Source organism: Pseudomonas massiliensis (assembly GCF_000826105.1).
GTDB lineage: Bacteria > Pseudomonadota > Gammaproteobacteria > Pseudomonadales > Pseudomonadaceae > Aquipseudomonas > Aquipseudomonas massiliensis.
The window spans coordinates 1,293,779-1,309,875 of sequence record NZ_CCYK01000007.1; the positions used below are offsets into that span (position 1 = coordinate 1,293,779).

Annotated in this window: 15 protein-coding genes and 2 pseudogenes; 10 read left to right on the top strand and 7 right to left on the bottom strand. The window is 63.5% G+C overall.

Features of this window, described 5'->3' with window-relative positions; translation table 11 throughout:
• The first annotated feature begins 101 nt into the window (after positions 1 to 101).
• The 3 genes and pseudogenes from BN1188_RS16750 to BN1188_RS16760 all read left to right on the top strand — a co-directional run bounded on the left by BN1188_RS16750 (position 102) and on the right by BN1188_RS16760 (position 1,874).
• Positions 102 to 779: a CsgG/HfaB family protein gene (locus BN1188_RS16750; RefSeq protein WP_040264108.1), complete on the top strand. Its 678-nt coding sequence runs from the start codon at positions 102 to 104 to the stop codon at positions 777 to 779.
• Between the two features lie 16 nt (positions 780 to 795).
• Positions 796 to 1,137: pseudogene (locus BN1188_RS16755) on the top strand (DUF4810 domain-containing protein); the annotation flags it as partial.
• Between the two features lie 80 nt (positions 1,138 to 1,217).
• Positions 1,218 to 1,874, top strand: coding sequence for a DUF799 domain-containing protein (locus tag BN1188_RS16760; protein ID WP_052469325.1), 657 nt, complete (start codon positions 1,218 to 1,220; stop codon positions 1,872 to 1,874).
• A gap of 48 nt (positions 1,875 to 1,922) precedes the next feature.
• Here the strand turns inward: BN1188_RS16760 and BN1188_RS16765 are convergent, their stop codons facing one another.
• The 3 genes from BN1188_RS16765 to BN1188_RS16775 all read right to left on the bottom strand — a co-directional run bounded on the left by BN1188_RS16765 (position 1,923) and on the right by BN1188_RS16775 (position 4,477).
• Positions 1,923 to 2,399, bottom strand: coding sequence for a nuclear transport factor 2 family protein (locus tag BN1188_RS16765; protein ID WP_040262516.1), 477 nt, complete (start codon positions 2,397 to 2,399; stop codon positions 1,923 to 1,925).
• A gap of 130 nt (positions 2,400 to 2,529) precedes the next feature.
• Positions 2,530 to 3,564: an AraC family transcriptional regulator gene (locus tag BN1188_RS16770; protein WP_040262517.1), complete on the bottom strand. Its 1,035-nt coding sequence runs from the start codon at positions 3,562 to 3,564 to the stop codon at positions 2,530 to 2,532.
• Between the two features lies 1 nt (position 3,565).
• Positions 3,566 to 4,477: a GGDEF domain-containing protein gene (locus BN1188_RS16775; RefSeq protein WP_040262518.1), complete on the bottom strand. Its 912-nt coding sequence runs from the start codon at positions 4,475 to 4,477 to the stop codon at positions 3,566 to 3,568.
• 322 nt (positions 4,478 to 4,799) lie between these two features.
• Between BN1188_RS16775 and BN1188_RS16780 the strand changes: the two are divergent.
• From BN1188_RS16780 to BN1188_RS16800, 5 genes and pseudogenes are all read left to right on the top strand, one after another.
• Positions 4,800 to 7,313 (top strand): annotated as a pseudogene (locus BN1188_RS16780) (TonB-dependent receptor).
• Positions 7,314 to 7,328: 15 nt separating this feature from the next.
• On the top strand, positions 7,329 to 9,212 hold the full coding sequence (locus tag BN1188_RS16785; protein WP_040262519.1) for a phytase: 1,884 nt from the start codon (positions 7,329 to 7,331) through the stop codon (positions 9,210 to 9,212).
• Positions 9,213 to 9,284: 72 nt separating this feature from the next.
• On the top strand, positions 9,285 to 9,980 hold the full coding sequence (locus BN1188_RS16790; protein ID WP_040262520.1) for a MotA/TolQ/ExbB proton channel family protein: 696 nt from the start codon (positions 9,285 to 9,287) through the stop codon (positions 9,978 to 9,980).
• 10 nt (positions 9,981 to 9,990) lie between these two features.
• Positions 9,991 to 10,422 carry a protein TolR gene (gene tolR / locus BN1188_RS16795; protein WP_040262521.1) on the top strand — a complete coding sequence of 144 codons (432 nt, stop codon included), beginning with the start codon at positions 9,991 to 9,993 and terminating at the stop codon, positions 10,420 to 10,422.
• Positions 10,419 to 11,270 (top strand): energy transducer TonB, encoded by an 852-nt coding sequence (locus tag BN1188_RS16800; protein WP_052469326.1) that lies wholly within the window; start codon positions 10,419 to 10,421, stop codon positions 11,268 to 11,270. The genes tolR and BN1188_RS16800 overlap by 4 nt, the downstream gene beginning before the upstream one ends.
• 156 nt (positions 11,271 to 11,426) lie before the next feature.
• Here BN1188_RS16800 and BN1188_RS16805 read toward each other — a convergent pair whose 3' ends face one another.
• The 3 genes from BN1188_RS16805 to BN1188_RS16815 all read right to left on the bottom strand — a co-directional run bounded on the left by BN1188_RS16805 (position 11,427) and on the right by BN1188_RS16815 (position 13,300).
• Positions 11,427 to 11,732: a HigA family addiction module antitoxin gene (locus BN1188_RS16805; protein ID WP_040262522.1), complete on the bottom strand. Its 306-nt coding sequence runs from the start codon at positions 11,730 to 11,732 to the stop codon at positions 11,427 to 11,429.
• 7 nt (positions 11,733 to 11,739) lie between these two features.
• On the bottom strand, positions 11,740 to 12,018 hold the full coding sequence (locus tag BN1188_RS16810) for a type II toxin-antitoxin system RelE/ParE family toxin (protein WP_084596257.1): 279 nt from the start codon (positions 12,016 to 12,018) through the stop codon (positions 11,740 to 11,742).
• 124 nt (positions 12,019 to 12,142) lie between these two features.
• Positions 12,143 to 13,300, bottom strand: coding sequence for a TDT family transporter (locus BN1188_RS16815; RefSeq protein ID WP_040262523.1), 1,158 nt, complete (start codon positions 13,298 to 13,300; stop codon positions 12,143 to 12,145).
• 108 nt (positions 13,301 to 13,408) lie between these two features.
• Here BN1188_RS16815 and BN1188_RS16820 point away from each other — a divergent pair, with 108 nt between their 5' ends.
• A complete protein-coding gene (locus BN1188_RS16820) occupies positions 13,409 to 14,317 on the top strand; it encodes a LysR family transcriptional regulator (RefSeq protein ID WP_040262524.1) in 909 nt (302 codons plus the stop codon).
• 1 nt (position 14,318) lies between these two features.
• Here BN1188_RS16820 and BN1188_RS16825 read toward each other — a convergent pair whose 3' ends face one another.
• Positions 14,319 to 15,368 (bottom strand): diguanylate cyclase, encoded by a 1,050-nt coding sequence (locus tag BN1188_RS16825; RefSeq protein WP_040262525.1) that lies wholly within the window; start codon positions 15,366 to 15,368, stop codon positions 14,319 to 14,321.
• 378 nt (positions 15,369 to 15,746) lie between these two features.
• Between BN1188_RS16825 and BN1188_RS21630 the strand changes: the two genes are divergently transcribed.
• Positions 15,747 to 15,950 (top strand): hypothetical protein, encoded by a 204-nt coding sequence (locus BN1188_RS21630; RefSeq protein ID WP_148485264.1) that lies wholly within the window; start codon positions 15,747 to 15,749, stop codon positions 15,948 to 15,950.
• Positions 15,951 to 16,097: the final 147 nt, after the last annotated feature.

The window sequence follows — 16,097 nt, forward strand, 5'->3', positions numbered from 1 at the left end:
TAGTGGCAATTGAGTGGCACCTTTATACTGCAGCTCCCAAGCACGCCTGATGGCGGGCCGCAATGGATGCCATTCCTGACAAGGAGCTGTTCGTGAAACCCATGTTTACCCGGGGCGTCTCGCCTGTGCTGGCGGTCGCCGCCTTGGTTGTGCTGGCCGGCTGCGCCGCCACTGAAACCTCCCGAGCTCTGCCAGTAGCCCAAGTCGAGAGCGTGGCTCGGCCCTACAGCGGCGCGCGTTCGCCCATCGCGGTCGGCAAGTTCGACAACCGCTCAAGCTACATGCGCGGGATCTTCTCCGATGGCGTGGACCGCCTCGGCAGCCAGGCCAAGACCATTCTAGTGACTCACCTGCAGCAGACGGGGCGGTTCAACGTGCTGGACCGTGACAACCTGGGTGAGATCCAGCAGGAAGCTACGTTCAAAGGCCAGGCCCAGCGCCTCAAGGGCGCCGATTACGTAGTGACTGGCGACGTGACCGAGTTCGGTCGCAAAGAGGTGGGCGACCAGCAGTTGTTCGGCATCCTCGGCCGCGCTAAAACCCAGGTCGCCTACGCCAAGGTGGCGCTGAACATCGTCGATAGCACCACGTCCGAGGTGGTGTATTCCACCCAGGGCGCCGGTGAGTACGCCCTTTCCAATCGCGAAATCATCGGCTTCGGTGGTACCGCCAGCTATGACTCGACGCTTAACGGCAAGGTGCTGGACCTGGCCCTGCGTGAAGCCGTGAACCGGCTGGTCAGCGCCGTGGACAGCGGTGCCTGGAAACCGCAACACTGATCAAAGGACTGAACACATGAAGCTTGTATTGAAATGCACGGCCACCGCGCTGGTGTGTGGCTGGCTGGCTGGCTGCGCCGGGCCTAAAACGCTGTACCAATGGGAAGGTTACCAGCCTCAGGTCCGCAGCTACTTCAAGGGTGAATCCAAAGAACAGCAGTTGCAGGCGCTCGAAGCGGGGCTGGAGCGGATCAAGGCCAAGAACGGCGCGGTGCCGCCCGGCTATCACGCGCAGATGGGTTTGCTCTGCGCCGATCTTGGCCAGCCGGCGCGGATGGCGGCAGAGTTCCAGGCGGAAAAGGCGTTGTTTCCTGAATCGGCCACCTATATGGACTTTCTGTTGAAAAACGCAGGCGGCAATCGCGCCGCGGGCAATGCGCAACCCGCCGCCAGTGCTCCAGCTGCCACTACGGCCTCGGCTCAAGGAGCGACGTCGCTATGAAACCTATGCTCAAATGCCTGGCCTTGCTTGCCCTGGCGGCCCTGGCCGGTGGCTGCGTGCCGATGAAGACTGTCGATTACCAGGCCTACAAGCAGGCTCGCCCGCGTTCTATCGTGGTGCTGCCGCCACTGAACGAGTCGCCGGACGTCAAGGCCACCTACAGCATGCTGGCCCAAGTGACGGTTCCGTTGGCCGAGGCGGGTTACTACGTGGTGCCGGTGGCACTGATGGACGAGACTTTCCGCCAGAACGGCGTGACCGCTGCAGGGGACATTCATCAACTGCCGCCGGCCAAGCTGCGTGAGATCTATGGCGCCGATGCCGGGCTCTATATCACCGTCAGCGATTACGGTACCAAGTACATGGTGCTCAGCAGCGCAACCATCGTGACCGCCCATGCCCGCCTGGTGGACCTGAAGACTGGCACCACCTTGTGGACGGGGGCTGCCAGTGCGTCCAGCCAGGAAAACCAGAACAACGGCGGCGGCCTGGTGGGCATGCTGATCGTGGCGGCGGTGAATCAGATCATCGCCAGCGCGGTGGACGATGCCGGTTACCCCATCGCTGGTATTACCAGCGGCCGCCTGCTGTCCGCCGGGCATCCGGCAGGGTTGCTCTACGGGCCGCGGTCGCCGCGCTATGGTAGCGATTGAGCGTGATCGGCCTGAGGTCATTGCATCTCTGGGGGGCGTGATCTTCGATCACAACCCCAGCTCTGACAACCCAGGATGGTCGTCCGGCCGGCGACCCAGGGGCCAGCGAAATTTGCGTTCGGCCTCGGTGATGGGCAGGTCGTTGATTGAGGCGAAGCGGCGAGTCATCAGGCCGCTGTCGGCAAATTCCCAGTTTTCGTTCCCGTAGGAGCGAAACCAGTGGCCGGAATCATCATGCCATTCATAGGCGTAGCGCACGGCGATGCGGTGCTCCGTGAAGGCCCAGAGCTCCTTGATCAAGCGGTAGTCCAGCTCCTTGTTCCATTTGCGTTCAAGGAAAGCCTGGGCCTCGGCCCGACCGTGAATGAATTCCGCGCGGTTACGCCACTGGGTATCCGGCGTATAGGCCAAGGCAACCTTGGCGGCGTCGCGGCTGTTCCAGCCATCTTCGGCCAAGCGGACCTTGAGTATCGCGGTTTGCCTAGTGAAAGGCGGTAGTGGCGGGCGGGTCTCGGTGCTGGCCATTAGGATTCCTTCAAGTCATGGCTTGCCACTGTAAGCGAAGCTAGCGTCAGCTGTATGAATATCTGCACTCAATTGCAAGCGCCGTCGGCTGGCGCGTGCTCAGTGCATGGAGGACACTGCCGGGAAGTGCTCAGCCGCCCTGCAACAGCCTGCGCAACAAGCTGGGTGTGGTTCCTGTCCAGCGCTTCAAGGCCCGACGAAAGTTCGCCGGGTCCTGGAGATTGAGGTAGCGGGCCACCGCTTCGTGGTCCCAGCCGCGCAGTTGATACAGGTCCAGGGCCAGGTCCCGACGCGCTTCATCCAGCAGGGTCTGGAACCCGGTACCGTGGCGCTGCAGCTTGCGCTTCAAGGTGGTGGCGCTCATGCCCAGGCCGCTGGCGGCGGCTTCCAGGTTGGGTGGCCTGGGCCCGGCGTCGCGCAACATGGCATAGAGCGAGTCGATCAGGCTATGGCTGAAACCCAGGCGCTGTACCTGGCGACGGGCTTCGTCGGTGGCGACCCGGCCGGCCAGGGGCGAGACCCCGGCACGCGGGCGCGTCAGATAGCGCAGCGGCAGGCACAGTTGCTGCACGGGTTGATCGAAGCGGCACTGTTCTCCCAGGTGCACCCAGTATTGCTCAAGATGCCTGGGCGTTGGATGGCGAAAGTCGAAGCGCCACGGCAGCCGCTCCCCGGCAAGGCCGTCGCAGAGGTTCACCAGGCCTGCGCAGAGTGCCTCGAGCAGGAAGGGCCACTGCTCGCCGGCGCCGCAGCTGTCCCGCCAGCTCAGGTAAGCCTGCTGCTCGTCGGTGCGCACCCGGAGGGCAGCGAGCGGGCTTAGCAGTACTTGCAAATGCACCAGTGATTCCAGGGCTTCGCCAAGATTGGCGGCGGTCCGCAGCGCATCGCTGGCGGGGCCATAATGGCCGGGCCAGAGCCGATGGCCAAACAGGAAGCTGGTGTCGTCGGCGACCAGCAAGCGCCGGGCATTGCCGATCAGGTCCAGGTACTGGCTGGCGGCAAGCAGGGCCTGCCCGCTGGCGATGTCCTCGTAAAATAGTCCGGTACCGCGCAGCAGGCGGTGATTGTGGATACCCCGGGACAAGACCAGGTCGATCAGCAACGCCGGCTGGCCGTGCGCCGGAATGAAAACGCTGTCGCGTTCGTAGCTAACGCTGGCGGCCATCTCAGGCGCTCCGGGCGAGGTTGGCGGCGCGGGCCAGCCCCAGGCTCACCCGTTGCAGCAACTGTTCGGGGGTTTCGTCCCGGGCCATGACGGCGCAGACCCGGGCTCGCAGGCGGATGCGCTCGCCTTGCGCAGTGGTGCGGTGGGCCAGGCTGGCGACTGCCTCGGCCAGCTCGGCGGCCATCAGTCCGGCCTGTTGCTCTCCCGTGCCGGGCAATACCACGGCGAAGCGGTCCCCGGCCAGGCGGCAGAGCAAGTCCTGCCGACGCAGGTTCAGTAGCAGCAAGTGGCTGAGGCTGCTGAGCAAGGCATCGCCTTCAGCGTATCCGAAAGCATCGTTCACTTGGCGGAAATCACAAATGTCCAGCGCGACCAGGCTGAGCGGCTGGCCTGCACGGCGCGCGGTCGCCATCATCCGTGGCAGGCGGGCCTTGAGGTAATCGGCAGTCGCCAGGGGCGTCAAGGCATCGAAGCTTTCATGGTCGCGCACGCCCTGTTCGCGTTTGGCCATGCGCGCGTTGATCGCCAGTTGCTCGCGATGCCAGTGATAGATGCCCCAGGTCACCAGCAGCAGCCCCAGCGGCATGCAGCTCGACTCGAGAAGATGCCCGAGGGGCGCGTCGGCGGGCAGGCGAATGAACTCGTCCAGCCAATCCGCCCAGCCAGCGATGAACACCATCGAAAGGCCCAGCATCAGGTAGCGAGTAACGCGCCCGGCCGGCCGGCTCTTGAGCACCAGCCCCAGCCACACCAGGCTGAGCAACGCCGAGCCGCCTTCACCCAGGATATCGATCCAGATCCACTCTTCGGTGCCCTTGACGCGGCCGAACATCAGCATCGTCACCAGGACAGCGTTGGCGGCCAAGGCGAGAGTGAGCAGGGGGCCAAGGTGTGAGCGCCATCCGTTGTGCATCTGCGTAACTCCCGGTTTCGATGGCGCCACCTAAGCAGAGCGGTGTGACAGGCTGGTGACAGCCCAGGGGTCGATTCAGCCCAGGCCATGTGCCAAAGAATTCTCGCCTGGACTCCTTGCTGTCGGTCCCGCGGGCGATGGATCAGGCGGCATGGCCCAAGAGAGGGGTCGGATCAGCCCACGGACGCCCTGAAACCGCCTGCAATCCAGGGTTTCTGGCGCGTGCCGTCCGAGGCTGTCACGCCAGTGTCATGACCGCTGCCTAGCGTGCCCCACCAGATCGCCGGGCCGTTGCCCGGCATGGCTGACAGGGGATATCAGGATGAGCAAGGGATGGGGCGCCGCCGGTTGGGTCGGGTTTACCTTGAGCACCATGACGATGGCAGTGGCCGCCCAGGCCGAAGATGAGGCCGTGACGCCGCCCGTGGAGCATGTGAAGGTGGTAGGCCAGGCCGCGCGCATCGACAAGGCGCTCAAGGAGCAGAAAGCCTCAGACAGCATCAAGAGCGTGGTGCATGCCGATGGGGTGGCGCAGCTGCCGGACCAGAACGTGGCCGAGGCGACCCAGCGCTTGCCGGGCGTGAGCGTCGAGCGGGACCAGGGTGAAGGTCGTTTCGTCAGCGTGCGCGGCCTGAGCCCTGACCTCAACAGCGTAACCATCAACGGCACCTTGGTGCCCTCGCCGGAGAGCGATCGGCGGGCCGTGGCCCTGGATGTGCTGCCGGCCGAGCTGGTGCAGTCGCTGTCGGTGACCAAGACACTGACCCCCGACATGGACGCCAACGCCCTCGGCGGTACTGTCGAGGTGCAGAGCCTCTCGGCGTTCGACCACAAGGGGTTGTTCTACACCGGTACTTCCGAGGTGAGCCACGACGGCAATAGCCACTAGAACAGCCCCAAGTTCTCAGGCGCCGTCAGCGACCGCTTCAGTCTGGGCGATGGGGTCGACAACTTCGGCGTGGCCGCGGCCCTGAGCTGGCAGAAGCGCGACTTCGGCTCGGACAACGTGGAGACAGGCGGCGACTGGAGCGGCGACGCTTTGCAGTCCTTCGAGCAACGGGACTATGACATCAGCCGGGAGCGGGGCGGCATGGGCCTGAACTTCGACTACAAGCCCGACGACCTGAGCAACTACTACCTGCGTACCCTTTACAGCAGCTTCAAGGACAGCGAAACCCGAAACGCTCGGGTCATCGAATTCGAAGACGCCCTGGCCGAAGGTGAAACCGGCGAAGCCGAGGTGAGTCAGCGCCTGAAGAACCGCGAAGAAACCCAGCTGATCCAGTCCTATGTGCTAGGCGGCAAGCGCACCCTGGGCTTGTGGACGGTCAGCAGCCAGGCGGGTTTCAGTCGCTCCAGCGAGAACACCCCAGGACATGTTGCCAGCGCTGTGTTCGAGGCGGACGACAGCCTCGATGCCGGTTACTACGACAGCGAACAGCCCCGCGCATTGCTCCCAGTGAGTGCCTACGATGCCAGCAGCTACAGCCTGGACAAGGTCGAGTGGGAGAAGCAGTACACCCGCGACACCGAAAAGAACCTGCGCCTGGACCTGGCCCGTGACTACGATATCCTGGGTTATGCCTCCCAGTTCAAGTTCGGCGGCAAGGTGAGCCGCCGCGACAAGACCAATGACCTGGATACCTGGGTGTATGAGGATCTGGATGATGCCGGCTACACCGACGCGCAGTTGAACCTGAGCAACTTCAGTGGCAGCAAGGTGCATTACAGCCTTGGCAACTACGGCAGCGGTATCAGTGCCAGTGCCATCAAGGGATTGATCGGCGGCCTCGATTCGTCGGCGTACTACGACGAGCAGGAGTCCCGGGTCAACGACTTCGACATCAGCGAAGACATCGACGCTGGCTATTTCATGAACACAGTGGATGTGGACAACTGGCGGATCATCGCCGGGCTTCGCTATGAGGGCACCCGTACCGAAGCCAAGGGCACCGGCTACACCGATGGCGCCTTCAGCACTGTTGAAAGCGAGCGTAGCTACCACCACTGGCTGCCAGGGCTGCACCTGCGCTATCAACTGGACCGCGCCACCCAGATACGGGCTGCCTGGACCAACACCGTGGTGCGGCCAACCTTTGGCCAGATGGCACCAGGGTTCGTGATCGAGGACGACGAAGCCAGCTTCGGCAACCCGGACCTGAACCCGCTCAAATCCAGCAACCTGGACCTGGGCATCGAACATTTCATGGGCCGCGCCGGCACGCTGTCCGCCTTCGTCTTCTATAAGGACATCAAGGACTTCATCTACAACACTGACCTGGCCGGCACCGGTGCTTATGCCGACTTCTCCGAGGCCCACACCTATGCCAACGGCGACCATGCCAGGCTCTATGGGCTGGAGTTGGCCTGGTCGCAGAAACTGGATTGGCTGCCCGCTCCCTGGGACGGCCTCCTACTGGGCGCCAACGCCACCTTCACCCACTCCCGCGCGAAAATCGAAGGCTATGACAGTGGCGCAGGGGCCATGCGCAAGCGTGCCATCGACCTGCCCGGACAGGCCAAGCGTGTCGCCAACCTGAGCGTAGGCTGGGAGAACGAAAAGGTCAGCCTGCGCCTGGCTGCCAACTATAAGTCCAGCTACCTGTTCGAGCTCTCCGGTATCGACGACGAAGACCATGATGCCTATGTGGACGCCCAGACCTTCGTGGATTTCAGTGCTCGCTACAAGCTGAGCAAGAACCTGCAACTGAGCTTCGACGCCCAGAACCTCACCAACGAACCCTACTTCGTGTACAGCGGCAGCAGCGCGCGCAACTACCAGTACGAAGAGTACGGGCCCACCTACAAGCTCGGCCTGACCTTCACCCATTTCTGACCTAGAGAACCCTCGATGCGTTATTCCTTTGTCCTGCTCGGCCTGCTGGCCGGGCTGCAGGCGGCGTTCGCCCAGACGAACCCGAGCTTGACGCTCCAGGCGCCCCTGGACGTACCGCCGGCCAAGGCCGTGGACCTGCCCGCCAGCGGAGGCACCCTGATAGCGGGTGCCCAGGGCCTGACCTGGTTGAGCGCCGGTGGCGCGCCTGGCCCGCGCCTGGAGGGCGCTTTCCACAGCTTGGACAGTCGCCCGTCAGGTACTGGCACCCTGGTAGCTGCGGTCGACAGCACCCGGCAGGCACTGGTGCTGGCTACGGCCGCGGAGCCTGCGAGTCCTTGGCAAATCGGACCAGCCTTACCCCCCATGGCGGTTGCGTTGAACGGTGCCTGTCTGTTCCGCGACCCGGCTGGAAACCTGTTCGTTTTTCTGGTGGGCGAGGGCGGTCACGGCGAGCAATGGCTGATCGGCAGCCAGGAGCGCTTGCTCGACAGCCCGCGCCAGGTACGCACCCTGGCCTTGCCCCCGGACGCCAGCCATTGCCGAGTGGACGACACCAGTCAACAGCTGGCGGTGAACGAGGCCAGCCTGGGCTGGTGGTTGTACCCGGCGCAAGCCGAGGCACGGGCCGAGCGCAGCCCGGTGGACCTGCGGCAGCCCTTCGGTAAGCTCGCAGGCTCGGCCGATGGCTTGGCCTGGGCAGCCGGCGGCTTACTGGGGCTGGACAGCAAGGCAGGCCAACTGCACCTGTACCAGGCCAGCGGCAAGGGATGGCAAGCGATGGGTAGCCTGAGCATCCCAGGCGGCGGTCACCCGGAAACCCTGGCGGCTCGCCCGTCGCCCAGTGGCCTTGACGTGGTCGTACAGAGTGACGGCCATGCCGGCGTGCGCCTGGGGCAGTTGGCGTGGCGGCCTCAGCGCTTGGCCGCTGCGTCGGCCCTTCCTGAGGTGCAGGCGGCGGCGCAAACCGAACCTGTGGCCCGGCAGGGGGACGCGGCGGACGATCCTGCCCTGTGGATTCACCCGACCGATGCCAGCCGTAGCCTGGTACTGGGCACCAACAAGAAGCAGGGCTTGCTGGTTTACGGCCTGGACGGCCTTTTGCGCCAGAGCCTGGACGTGGGCCGGCTGAACAATGTGGACCTGCGCAGAGGCTTTCGCCTGGCTGGCAAGCCGGTGGACCTGGCCGTGGCTACCCAGCGCGACCGCAACAGCCTGTTGATCTTCGCCATCCGGCCCGACGATGGTCATCTGGAAGTGGCTGGGGAGGTGCCGACTGAACTGGGTGCTATCTACGGTCTGTGCCTCTACAAGGACGAGCAGGGCATCCAGGCGATCGCCAATGACAAGGATGGCCGCTTCGTGCAGTACCTTCTGCAGGACAGCCAGGGCAAGGTAGTAGGCCAGCGGCTGCGCGGCTTCGCTCTGCACAGCCAGCCGGAAGGCTGTGTCGCTGACGACGCCCAGCATCGCCTGTTCATTGGCGAAGAGGACGTCGGGGTCTGGGCCCTGGATGCCCGCGCCAGCGCGCCTGCCGAGCCCAGGCCGGTCATTGGCGTTGGCGACACTTTGAAGGCTGACGTGGAGGGGCTGGCGCTCTATGCCAAGGGTGACCGCCGCTACCTGGTGGTTTCCAGCCAGGGCAACGACAGCTACCTGGTATTGGACGCGCAGCCGCCGTACCGCTTGCACGGGGCCTTCCGGGTGGGGATCAACGCCGTCGCCGGGATTGACGGCACCTCGGAAACCGATGGCCTGGACGTGACCAGCGCCAACCTGGGCGGGCCCTGGCAGGCCGGACTGCTGGTAGTGCAGGACGGACGCAAGCGCATGCCCGAGCAGGCGCAGAACTTCAAGCTGGTGCCTTGGGACGACCTGGCCCGGGCTATCGGGTTGCCATGACGTCTGCGGTCATCAAACGGTCATTCTTTCGCTTTTATCTAGTGCCCGCGCAGTAGCGGGAAGGAGTTACCCATGCAAGCGTCACTTGAGCATATGGATGTCTGGAGCCTGATCGTCGGCGCAAGCCCGGTGGTGAAAGGGATCATGGCCATCTTGCTGCTGGCCTCGTTGGCCAGCTGGTACCTTATCGTACTGCGCCACTGGACCCTGGCACGTACCGAGGCGGCTATGGCCGGGGCCAGGAAAGACCTGGAGGCGAGCCAAGACCTTGCGGCCCTGGGTCGCGTCCAGGCCAACGACGGTCCGGCGCGCCTGTTGTCCATTGGCCTGAACACCTATCAGCAACTGCGCCCCCTGGACGGCAGTGGCCCGGTCGCGGCGCTGGAAGCCTCGGAGCGCGCCATGGGCGTGCTGCTGGTAGAAGAGGAGCTGCGGCTCGAGCGGGGCTTGTCTTTGCTGGCGACCATCGGCTCGGTAAGCCCCTACATCGGCCTGCTGGGCACGGTGTGGGGCATCATGGGCGCCTTCATGGGCCTTTCCCAGGCGCAGCAGGCAACCCTGTCCAGCGTGGCGCCGGGGATTGCAGAGGCGTTGATCGCCACGGCCATCGGCCTGTTCGCCGCGATTCCCGCCGTTATTGCCTACAACCGCTTCGCTGCCAGAGGCCAGCGTCTGCTGGCGCGCTATTACAACCTGGCCAATCAACTGCAGGCCCGCCTGCATCGCCAGTGGCATGGCAGCCACGGCGCGTTGGCCAAAGCGGCCTGAGGACCTGCCCATGCTCACTCGCCCCCTGCGCAAGCATAGCCCCAAGGCCGAAATGAACGTGGTGCCTTACATTGACGTCATGCTGGTGCTGCTGGTGATCTTCATGGTCACCGCCCCCATGCTTACCCAAGCGGTAAAGATCGATTTGCCAAAGGTGGCAGCCCAGGCGCTGGGTCCTGATGAGTCCCAGGCCGTCACCCTATCGATCAAGCCAGAAGGCGGCTTTGCCTGGACCCAGGGCCGCGACCCCGAGCCTCACTTGGCTAGTGACATCCCCGCGCTGCGCGAGCAGCTCGTCAGTGTGCTCGAGCGAGCCCAGGACACGCCTGTGTACCTGCGCGCAGACCAGGGCGTGGACTATGGCGCTGTGGTGAAGGTGATGGCCGCGCTACAGACAGCGGGCATCCGCAAGCTGGGCCTGATGACGGAGGCAGCGCCATGAATGCGCTGGTCGCCCCGCGCGCGGGTTCGCTCGCTGGCTACTGCACCAACGAGTCGTGGACGCTCTGGTTGGGGCGAGGCCTGGCGGTGGGCCTGGCGGTCGCCTTGCATCTGGTGCTGGGCTGGGCCCTTTACCGGCTTGGGCTGACGCAACCGCCTGTGCCTGCGCCGAAGGTGCTGCATACCGAGGTGGTGATGTTGGCGCCTGCCGCGCCCAGCCTGGCGGCCGGGGCGGCGCCGCCCGTGGTTGCTCAGCCCGTAACCGCGCCTCCCACGACGCCGAGGGTAGAGCCTAGCGCACCGACGGCAACAGCTCCAACATCCACGCCAGCGCCTGCCGTTGCACGGCCCCTCACCAAGACGGCTGATCTGGCGCGGCAGCGGGTGAGCACGACGGCGCGGCCCAAAGCTCCCGCTGTGCCGCCCAGGGCGTCTGAGCCCGTGAGTACGCCACGGCCTGTCCCGGCGCCGCCAGTTCCCGCTGCGCCCAGCTCACCCAGCCCGCCTGCCGAGCCCATGGCAGGGCCCACCGCTCGCCCGCCAGTCGCAGCCGCTCCGGCCACCGCCGAGACCTCGAGCCAGCAATACCTGCCCATTAGCAAGCAAGCACCAAGCTACCCGGCGCGCGCGCTCGACGATGGCATCGAAGGCGATTGCACCGTCGAATACCGTGTGGATACCCGTGGCCATGTGCAAGATCCCCATGTGGTGGGCAGCTGCCATCCGATGTTCATTCGCCCGTCCCTGGCGGCCGCCAGTACCTTCGTCTATCGACCGCGGATGGTCGGCGGCCATGCGGTAGAAGTGAACGCGGTGCGCAATACCTTCCATTATCGGATCGACGAGTGAGGTATCTCGAATGAAGGCAGGCGTCGCGGCTGGCTGCAATAGCGGCCCGGCGAAGGACATAGCGCGCTGGATTGATGTGCGGTCAGATCCCATCGAAGCTGGACGCAGAAAGAGCGCAATAGCCTCTCGTTGGACTCAGCAGCCGTGGACGGCAGACTAGGCACAGGCCACGATTGGCTCGACCTGTCGGGCAATTGCATCCCCATGCTCAGCTTCAGCCAAACGAAGCTCATAGCTAGCCTGCAGGTTGACCCAGAACTCTGCTGTGGTACTGAAACAGTGCGACAGCCGCAGGGCCATGTCGGCCGTGACGCCACGCCGTTCCCTGACCACTTCGTTGACCGTCGGAGCTGAAACATGGAGTGCACGCGCCAAGGCGGAAGCAGAGAGCCCCAGCGGCACCATGAATTCCTCCCGCAATATTTCACCGGGATGGATAGGGCGCATGCCGTTCTTGAACATAGGAACCTCAGTGATAATCCACGATTTCAACGTTTGCCGGACCGTTTTCCGTCCATGAGAAGCACACCCGCCATTGTTCATTTATACGAATGCTATGCTGACCCGCGCGGTCACCGTTGAGGCCTTCCAGCCGGTTACCTGGAGGCGCACAAAGGTCAATCAGTTTCGAGGCGCTCTCAAGCATTTGTAGCTTGCGAGTTGCCACTTTTACAATCCCTGACCACCGAACGGTACGCCCTGTACGATAGAGCGTCTCGGTGTCCTTACAGTTGAAGCTGACAATCATCGGAAGCGCTTAACGGATAACGTTAAGCGTTAATATAGTGGTTTCTTGACGGATGGCAAGGCTTTTAACTACGGCGCAGGTTGTCAAGGGGCCACGGGTCAACTCTGCAACGCCATGAGCCGGTTCAGTTGTGGCCGTGCGCGATACAGGGCGAAACGAACAAGCTGCCGTGGTAAGCCCCCGCCGCGGTACGACCTGCCACAAGCAGCCATAGCCCCGTCAGCGATACGACCAGCGCCTCGCCCAGCCAATCGAAGAAGCCCAGGTGAAGCAGGGCGCCGAGCTTGAGTGTGGCCAGCGCATAGACTCCGATGGGGAAGGTAAAGCCCCACCAGCCGAGATTGAAAGGCAGGCCCACCTTGAGGTAACGAATCGTGATGAGGGCGGCCAGAAGCAACCACCACAATCCGAGCCCCCAGAACAGCAGCCCGGCCACCAGGCCGACGCCCGCCGCCACCTGGCCGGCATCGCCCAGGCCTTGTGCGGCGAAGGTGGCCGGCGCCTCCGCGCCCAGGAGCAACATGCCCAGCGCGGCTGTGCCCAGGGGGCCAAGGGCGAGCCAGCTCGATGCAGCCATGCTTGCCTGAGGCAGTTTATGCAACGCCAGGCGCAGCATGAGGATCACCAGGATGCTCACGGCCACTGGCACCGAGTAGGCCCAGAGCGCGTAGCTGGCCACCAGCAGGTGGAACCGCGTCGTGGCATCGGCCAGATGGGGCGCTAGCGCGCCTGCGCTGGCGGCAGCCACTTCGCCAGCCACCACTGGCAGCAACCAAACCGCCGTCATCTGATCGATGCGGTGCTCCTGCCGAGTAAACATGAAAAAAGGGATGGCCACACCGCACACCAGGGCCAACGCGGCATCCAGCCACCATAAGGCATAAGCCCAGTGCAGGGCCGCCTCGCCCCAGCGAGGCAGGCCATACTGCACCAAGCCGTTGATCAGGGTGGCCAGGCCCATGGGAATGGTGCCGAAGAACATCGAGACCGTAGCGTGGCCGAATACACGCTTGGCTTGCGGGTAAAACAATGCCCAGCGAGCGCTGTACAGCATCGTACAAAGCGCGAAGAGCAGGATGTTGAGCAGCCACAAGACTTCCCCTATACGAGTCAGAAGCCTCGGGTGGCCGGGCCATTGCCCAAGCGCGAGTGAAAGGATGCCAGTCCCCATGGTCACGGCGAACCAGTTGGGTGTGAATTGCCGAATGACTTCCAGCGGCCTCGGCAGGTGGGTCAGGGGCCGCCGCAGGCGCAAGGTGTGGGCTAAAAGGGTAACGGCCATGAAAGTGCCCCGGACGATACAAGTGTTTGGTCCGTTAAAGCTAACCCGCCGAATTTAATTGATGAAACGGTTAATATCGCTATCCGTTACCTGGATAACTGGTAGATCATGAGGCTCACCCTGCGCCAGTTGGCCATCTTTCGAACGATCGCTCAGCACGGCTCCACAACCCGGGCCAGTGCTGTCTTGTCCTTGTCTCAATCAGCCACTAGCGCCGCACTCCAAGAGTTGGAGCATGCTCTGGGCGCACAGCTGTTCGACCGGGCAGGCAAGCGGCTCGTGCTCAATGTGAATGGGCAAGGTTTGCTACCCCAGGCGATACAGTTGTTGGAAGCCGCCGCCCAGATCGAAGACGGCTTTCAACATGCCGATATCGGTGGCCGTCTACGGGTCGGCTGCAGTACCACCATCGGCAACTACCTGATGCCCGCCCTGATGAAGGCCCTGTCCAAACGCGCTCCCAAGGTAAAAGTTGACGTCATCATGGGGAACAGCGCTGACATCGCTCGCCACGCCGCTCAGCTCAGCATCGACCTGGGCCTGATCGAGGGCCCGTGTCACTTGGCGGATCTCAGCGCCCGGCTCTGGTGCGAGGACGAATTGCTGATAGTTGCAGCGGCCGAGGATCCCCTGGCCAAAACCGCGAAGGTCAGCTTGCACCAGCTTGCCTCCGCGCGCTGGCTATTACGCGAACCTGGCTCCGGTACGGCCGAGCAGGTGAGCGAACTGCTGTTGCCACACCTCAAGCATTGGCCGCATACCCAGGAGGTGGGCAGCTCCGAAGCCATCAAGCACATGGTCGCGGCTGGGCTGGGTATCAGCTGCCTGTCGCGTCGGGTGGTGGGGGATCTCATCGCCCAAGGGCAACTGGTGGTGTTGCGTCACGGCCTGCCAGCGCTGACGCGGCCTTTTTATGAGGTGCATCATCGGAACAAGTTTGTGTCTCGCGCCATGGAGGAGTTCTTACAAATTCTTGAAGGTTTTCCGTCTGCCTACCGGCGGCCGTGCTCGGCGTGAGTCATATCTGTGCAGCGCTGACTTGCTCAGCCAGGACGACCCGGTTGCGGCCCTCCCGTTTGGCCTGATAGAGAGCATTGTCGCTGGCCATGACCCAGTCTTCGACCCGGTTCATGGTTGCGCCATGCTCCGAAACCCCGATACTCAAGGTCATGGGTGGCAAATCCTTTCTGGCTTCGAAGGCTTGGAGCATATGGTGCTTGAGCCTGGCCAGAATAGCCTCTGCCTGCTCGCCATCGGTATCTCGCAGTACCAGGCCGAACTCATCGCCACCTATCCGACCGGCCACGTCAGTAGGGCGGCACCGTTGGCGAAGGGTAACGGTCAGCAGCCGAATGACATCATCGCCCACGAGGTGCCCGTGTACGTCATTGATAGCCTTGAAATGGTCGATGTCGATCAGTGCCAGGGTAGTGGGTAGGGGGCGCTGCTGCGCGGCTGTGAATTCTTCGCCAAGAAAGCGCTTCCATGCACCCTGGTTCAGCAGACCGGTGAGGCTGTCCATCCGGTTGGCTTCCTTCAGCTGACGCTTGTGCTCGGCGAGCTGTGCGGCCAATCGGTAGGCAGCGAAGGCCACCGCCATGGGGTAGACCGCAAGCATGGGGAGGCAGGCGTACACCTGGGCGGTCGAGGTCTGGGGGAGAAACGTTGAGCCAAGCAGCCAGGTGAAAGCCAGGGCGCCGGTTGCCATCACCGGCAGGCTTATGGCCAACAGGCGAGGGCCGCCTACCGCGATACAGTTCATGCAGAACATGGACATCAATAGCGTGCAGCCTAGCGCATTGAACTGCATGGCAGCGACCCAGAGCCCGCCAAACGCGGACTCGACGATCATGTTCCGGCGCTCCACGTGATAGGACACCCGTACTGTGCGCGCCAGGAGATAAGCCACATGAGGCCATATGAACCCGTGGAAGACCAGCAGCACCCAGACCCAGACCGGCAGGGAATAGGAGGTCAGGACCGCGGCCACAGCCCAGAAACCGGCGGCAGAGCCGAGGATCCGGGGAAGATAGAGGCGCTTTGCGAAGGTGCCCGCCTTGATCGTCATAGCCTGTCAGGTCGGTGGAGAAGTAGGGCGGCATCACTGCCTGGGTCTTGAACGATTGCAGACAGGCGTAACGGCTGCAGGTTCTGCCGGCGTAGGGCGAGGTCTACAGCTTGCAGGCAGTCATCGCGTCAGGGATGGTAGCCATGTGCTATCAACAAGCTATACCGAAGAATCTTTGGCGTCAATCTTCTAGCCGGGTCCGGCGTTACTAGACGACAAGCGGCAGGCCAGGGCGCGACGCCTCTGCACAGGGCCTCATGCCGCATGGCATAGGCCAGGGGCCATAGGGTCAGCCATGGAAGACAAACGAACCTCTCGCCGCCTGCACACTCGAAGTCCGCAGATGTGGGCCTCAACCATCCTTGCGAGGAAAATACCGTGAGTGAAGCTTATCGATCAGAAGCTCAGCGCCTTGAGCAGACCTTTGCTGATGCCTACGCGGCTTATCGTAAGCATCTGGAATCTACATCCTATCCAGCGTCCGAAGAGGACTGGGCCGAGCATGATCGTTATCAGGAAGCCGTCTCTGCCGCGTCCACGGCCTGGGGCGAGTTCTGCATCAATAGCAGGCATCTGAGGTAAATCAAGCACGGGCGCCGATTGTGCCTAGGCTCTGTACGGAGAGGCGCGCAACCGGACCTACATCGTGCGGTTGTTCAAATGGTGTCGTGGGTTCTGGCCAGGCCATTCCAGCCGGAGCTGATCATTGGGGGCGAGCCCTGGCCGCGG

What these genes read in the sequence shown, in the direction of transcription:
- BN1188_RS16750 (WP_040264108.1), top strand. Translation starts at nt 102, where the DNA reads ATGTTTACCCGGGGCGTCTCGCCTGTGCTGGCGGTCGCCGCCTTGGTT.
- BN1188_RS16760 (WP_052469325.1), top strand. Translation starts at nt 1,218, where the DNA reads ATGAAACCTATGCTCAAATGCCTGGCCTTGCTTGCCCTGGCGGCCCTG.
- BN1188_RS16765 (WP_040262516.1), bottom strand. Translation starts at nt 2,399, where the DNA reads ATGGCCAGCACCGAGACCCGCCCGCCACTACCGCCTTTCACTAGGCAA.
- BN1188_RS16770 (WP_040262517.1), bottom strand. Translation starts at nt 3,564, where the DNA reads ATGGCCGCCAGCGTTAGCTACGAACGCGACAGCGTTTTCATTCCGGCG.
- BN1188_RS16775 (WP_040262518.1), bottom strand. Translation starts at nt 4,477, where the DNA reads ATGCACAACGGATGGCGCTCACACCTTGGCCCCCTGCTCACTCTCGCC.
- BN1188_RS16785 (WP_040262519.1), top strand. Translation starts at nt 7,329, where the DNA reads ATGCGTTATTCCTTTGTCCTGCTCGGCCTGCTGGCCGGGCTGCAGGCG.
- BN1188_RS16790 (WP_040262520.1), top strand. Translation starts at nt 9,285, where the DNA reads ATGCAAGCGTCACTTGAGCATATGGATGTCTGGAGCCTGATCGTCGGC.
- tolR (WP_040262521.1), top strand. Translation starts at nt 9,991, where the DNA reads ATGCTCACTCGCCCCCTGCGCAAGCATAGCCCCAAGGCCGAAATGAAC.
- BN1188_RS16800 (WP_052469326.1), top strand. Translation starts at nt 10,419, where the DNA reads ATGAATGCGCTGGTCGCCCCGCGCGCGGGTTCGCTCGCTGGCTACTGC.
- BN1188_RS16805 (WP_040262522.1), bottom strand. Translation starts at nt 11,732, where the DNA reads ATGTTCAAGAACGGCATGCGCCCTATCCATCCCGGTGAAATATTGCGG.
- BN1188_RS16810 (WP_084596257.1), bottom strand. Translation starts at nt 12,018, where the DNA reads ATGATTGTCAGCTTCAACTGTAAGGACACCGAGACGCTCTATCGTACA.
- BN1188_RS16815 (WP_040262523.1), bottom strand. Translation starts at nt 13,300, where the DNA reads ATGGCCGTTACCCTTTTAGCCCACACCTTGCGCCTGCGGCGGCCCCTG.
- BN1188_RS16820 (WP_040262524.1), top strand. Translation starts at nt 13,409, where the DNA reads ATGAGGCTCACCCTGCGCCAGTTGGCCATCTTTCGAACGATCGCTCAG.
- BN1188_RS16825 (WP_040262525.1), bottom strand. Translation starts at nt 15,368, where the DNA reads ATGACGATCAAGGCGGGCACCTTCGCAAAGCGCCTCTATCTTCCCCGG.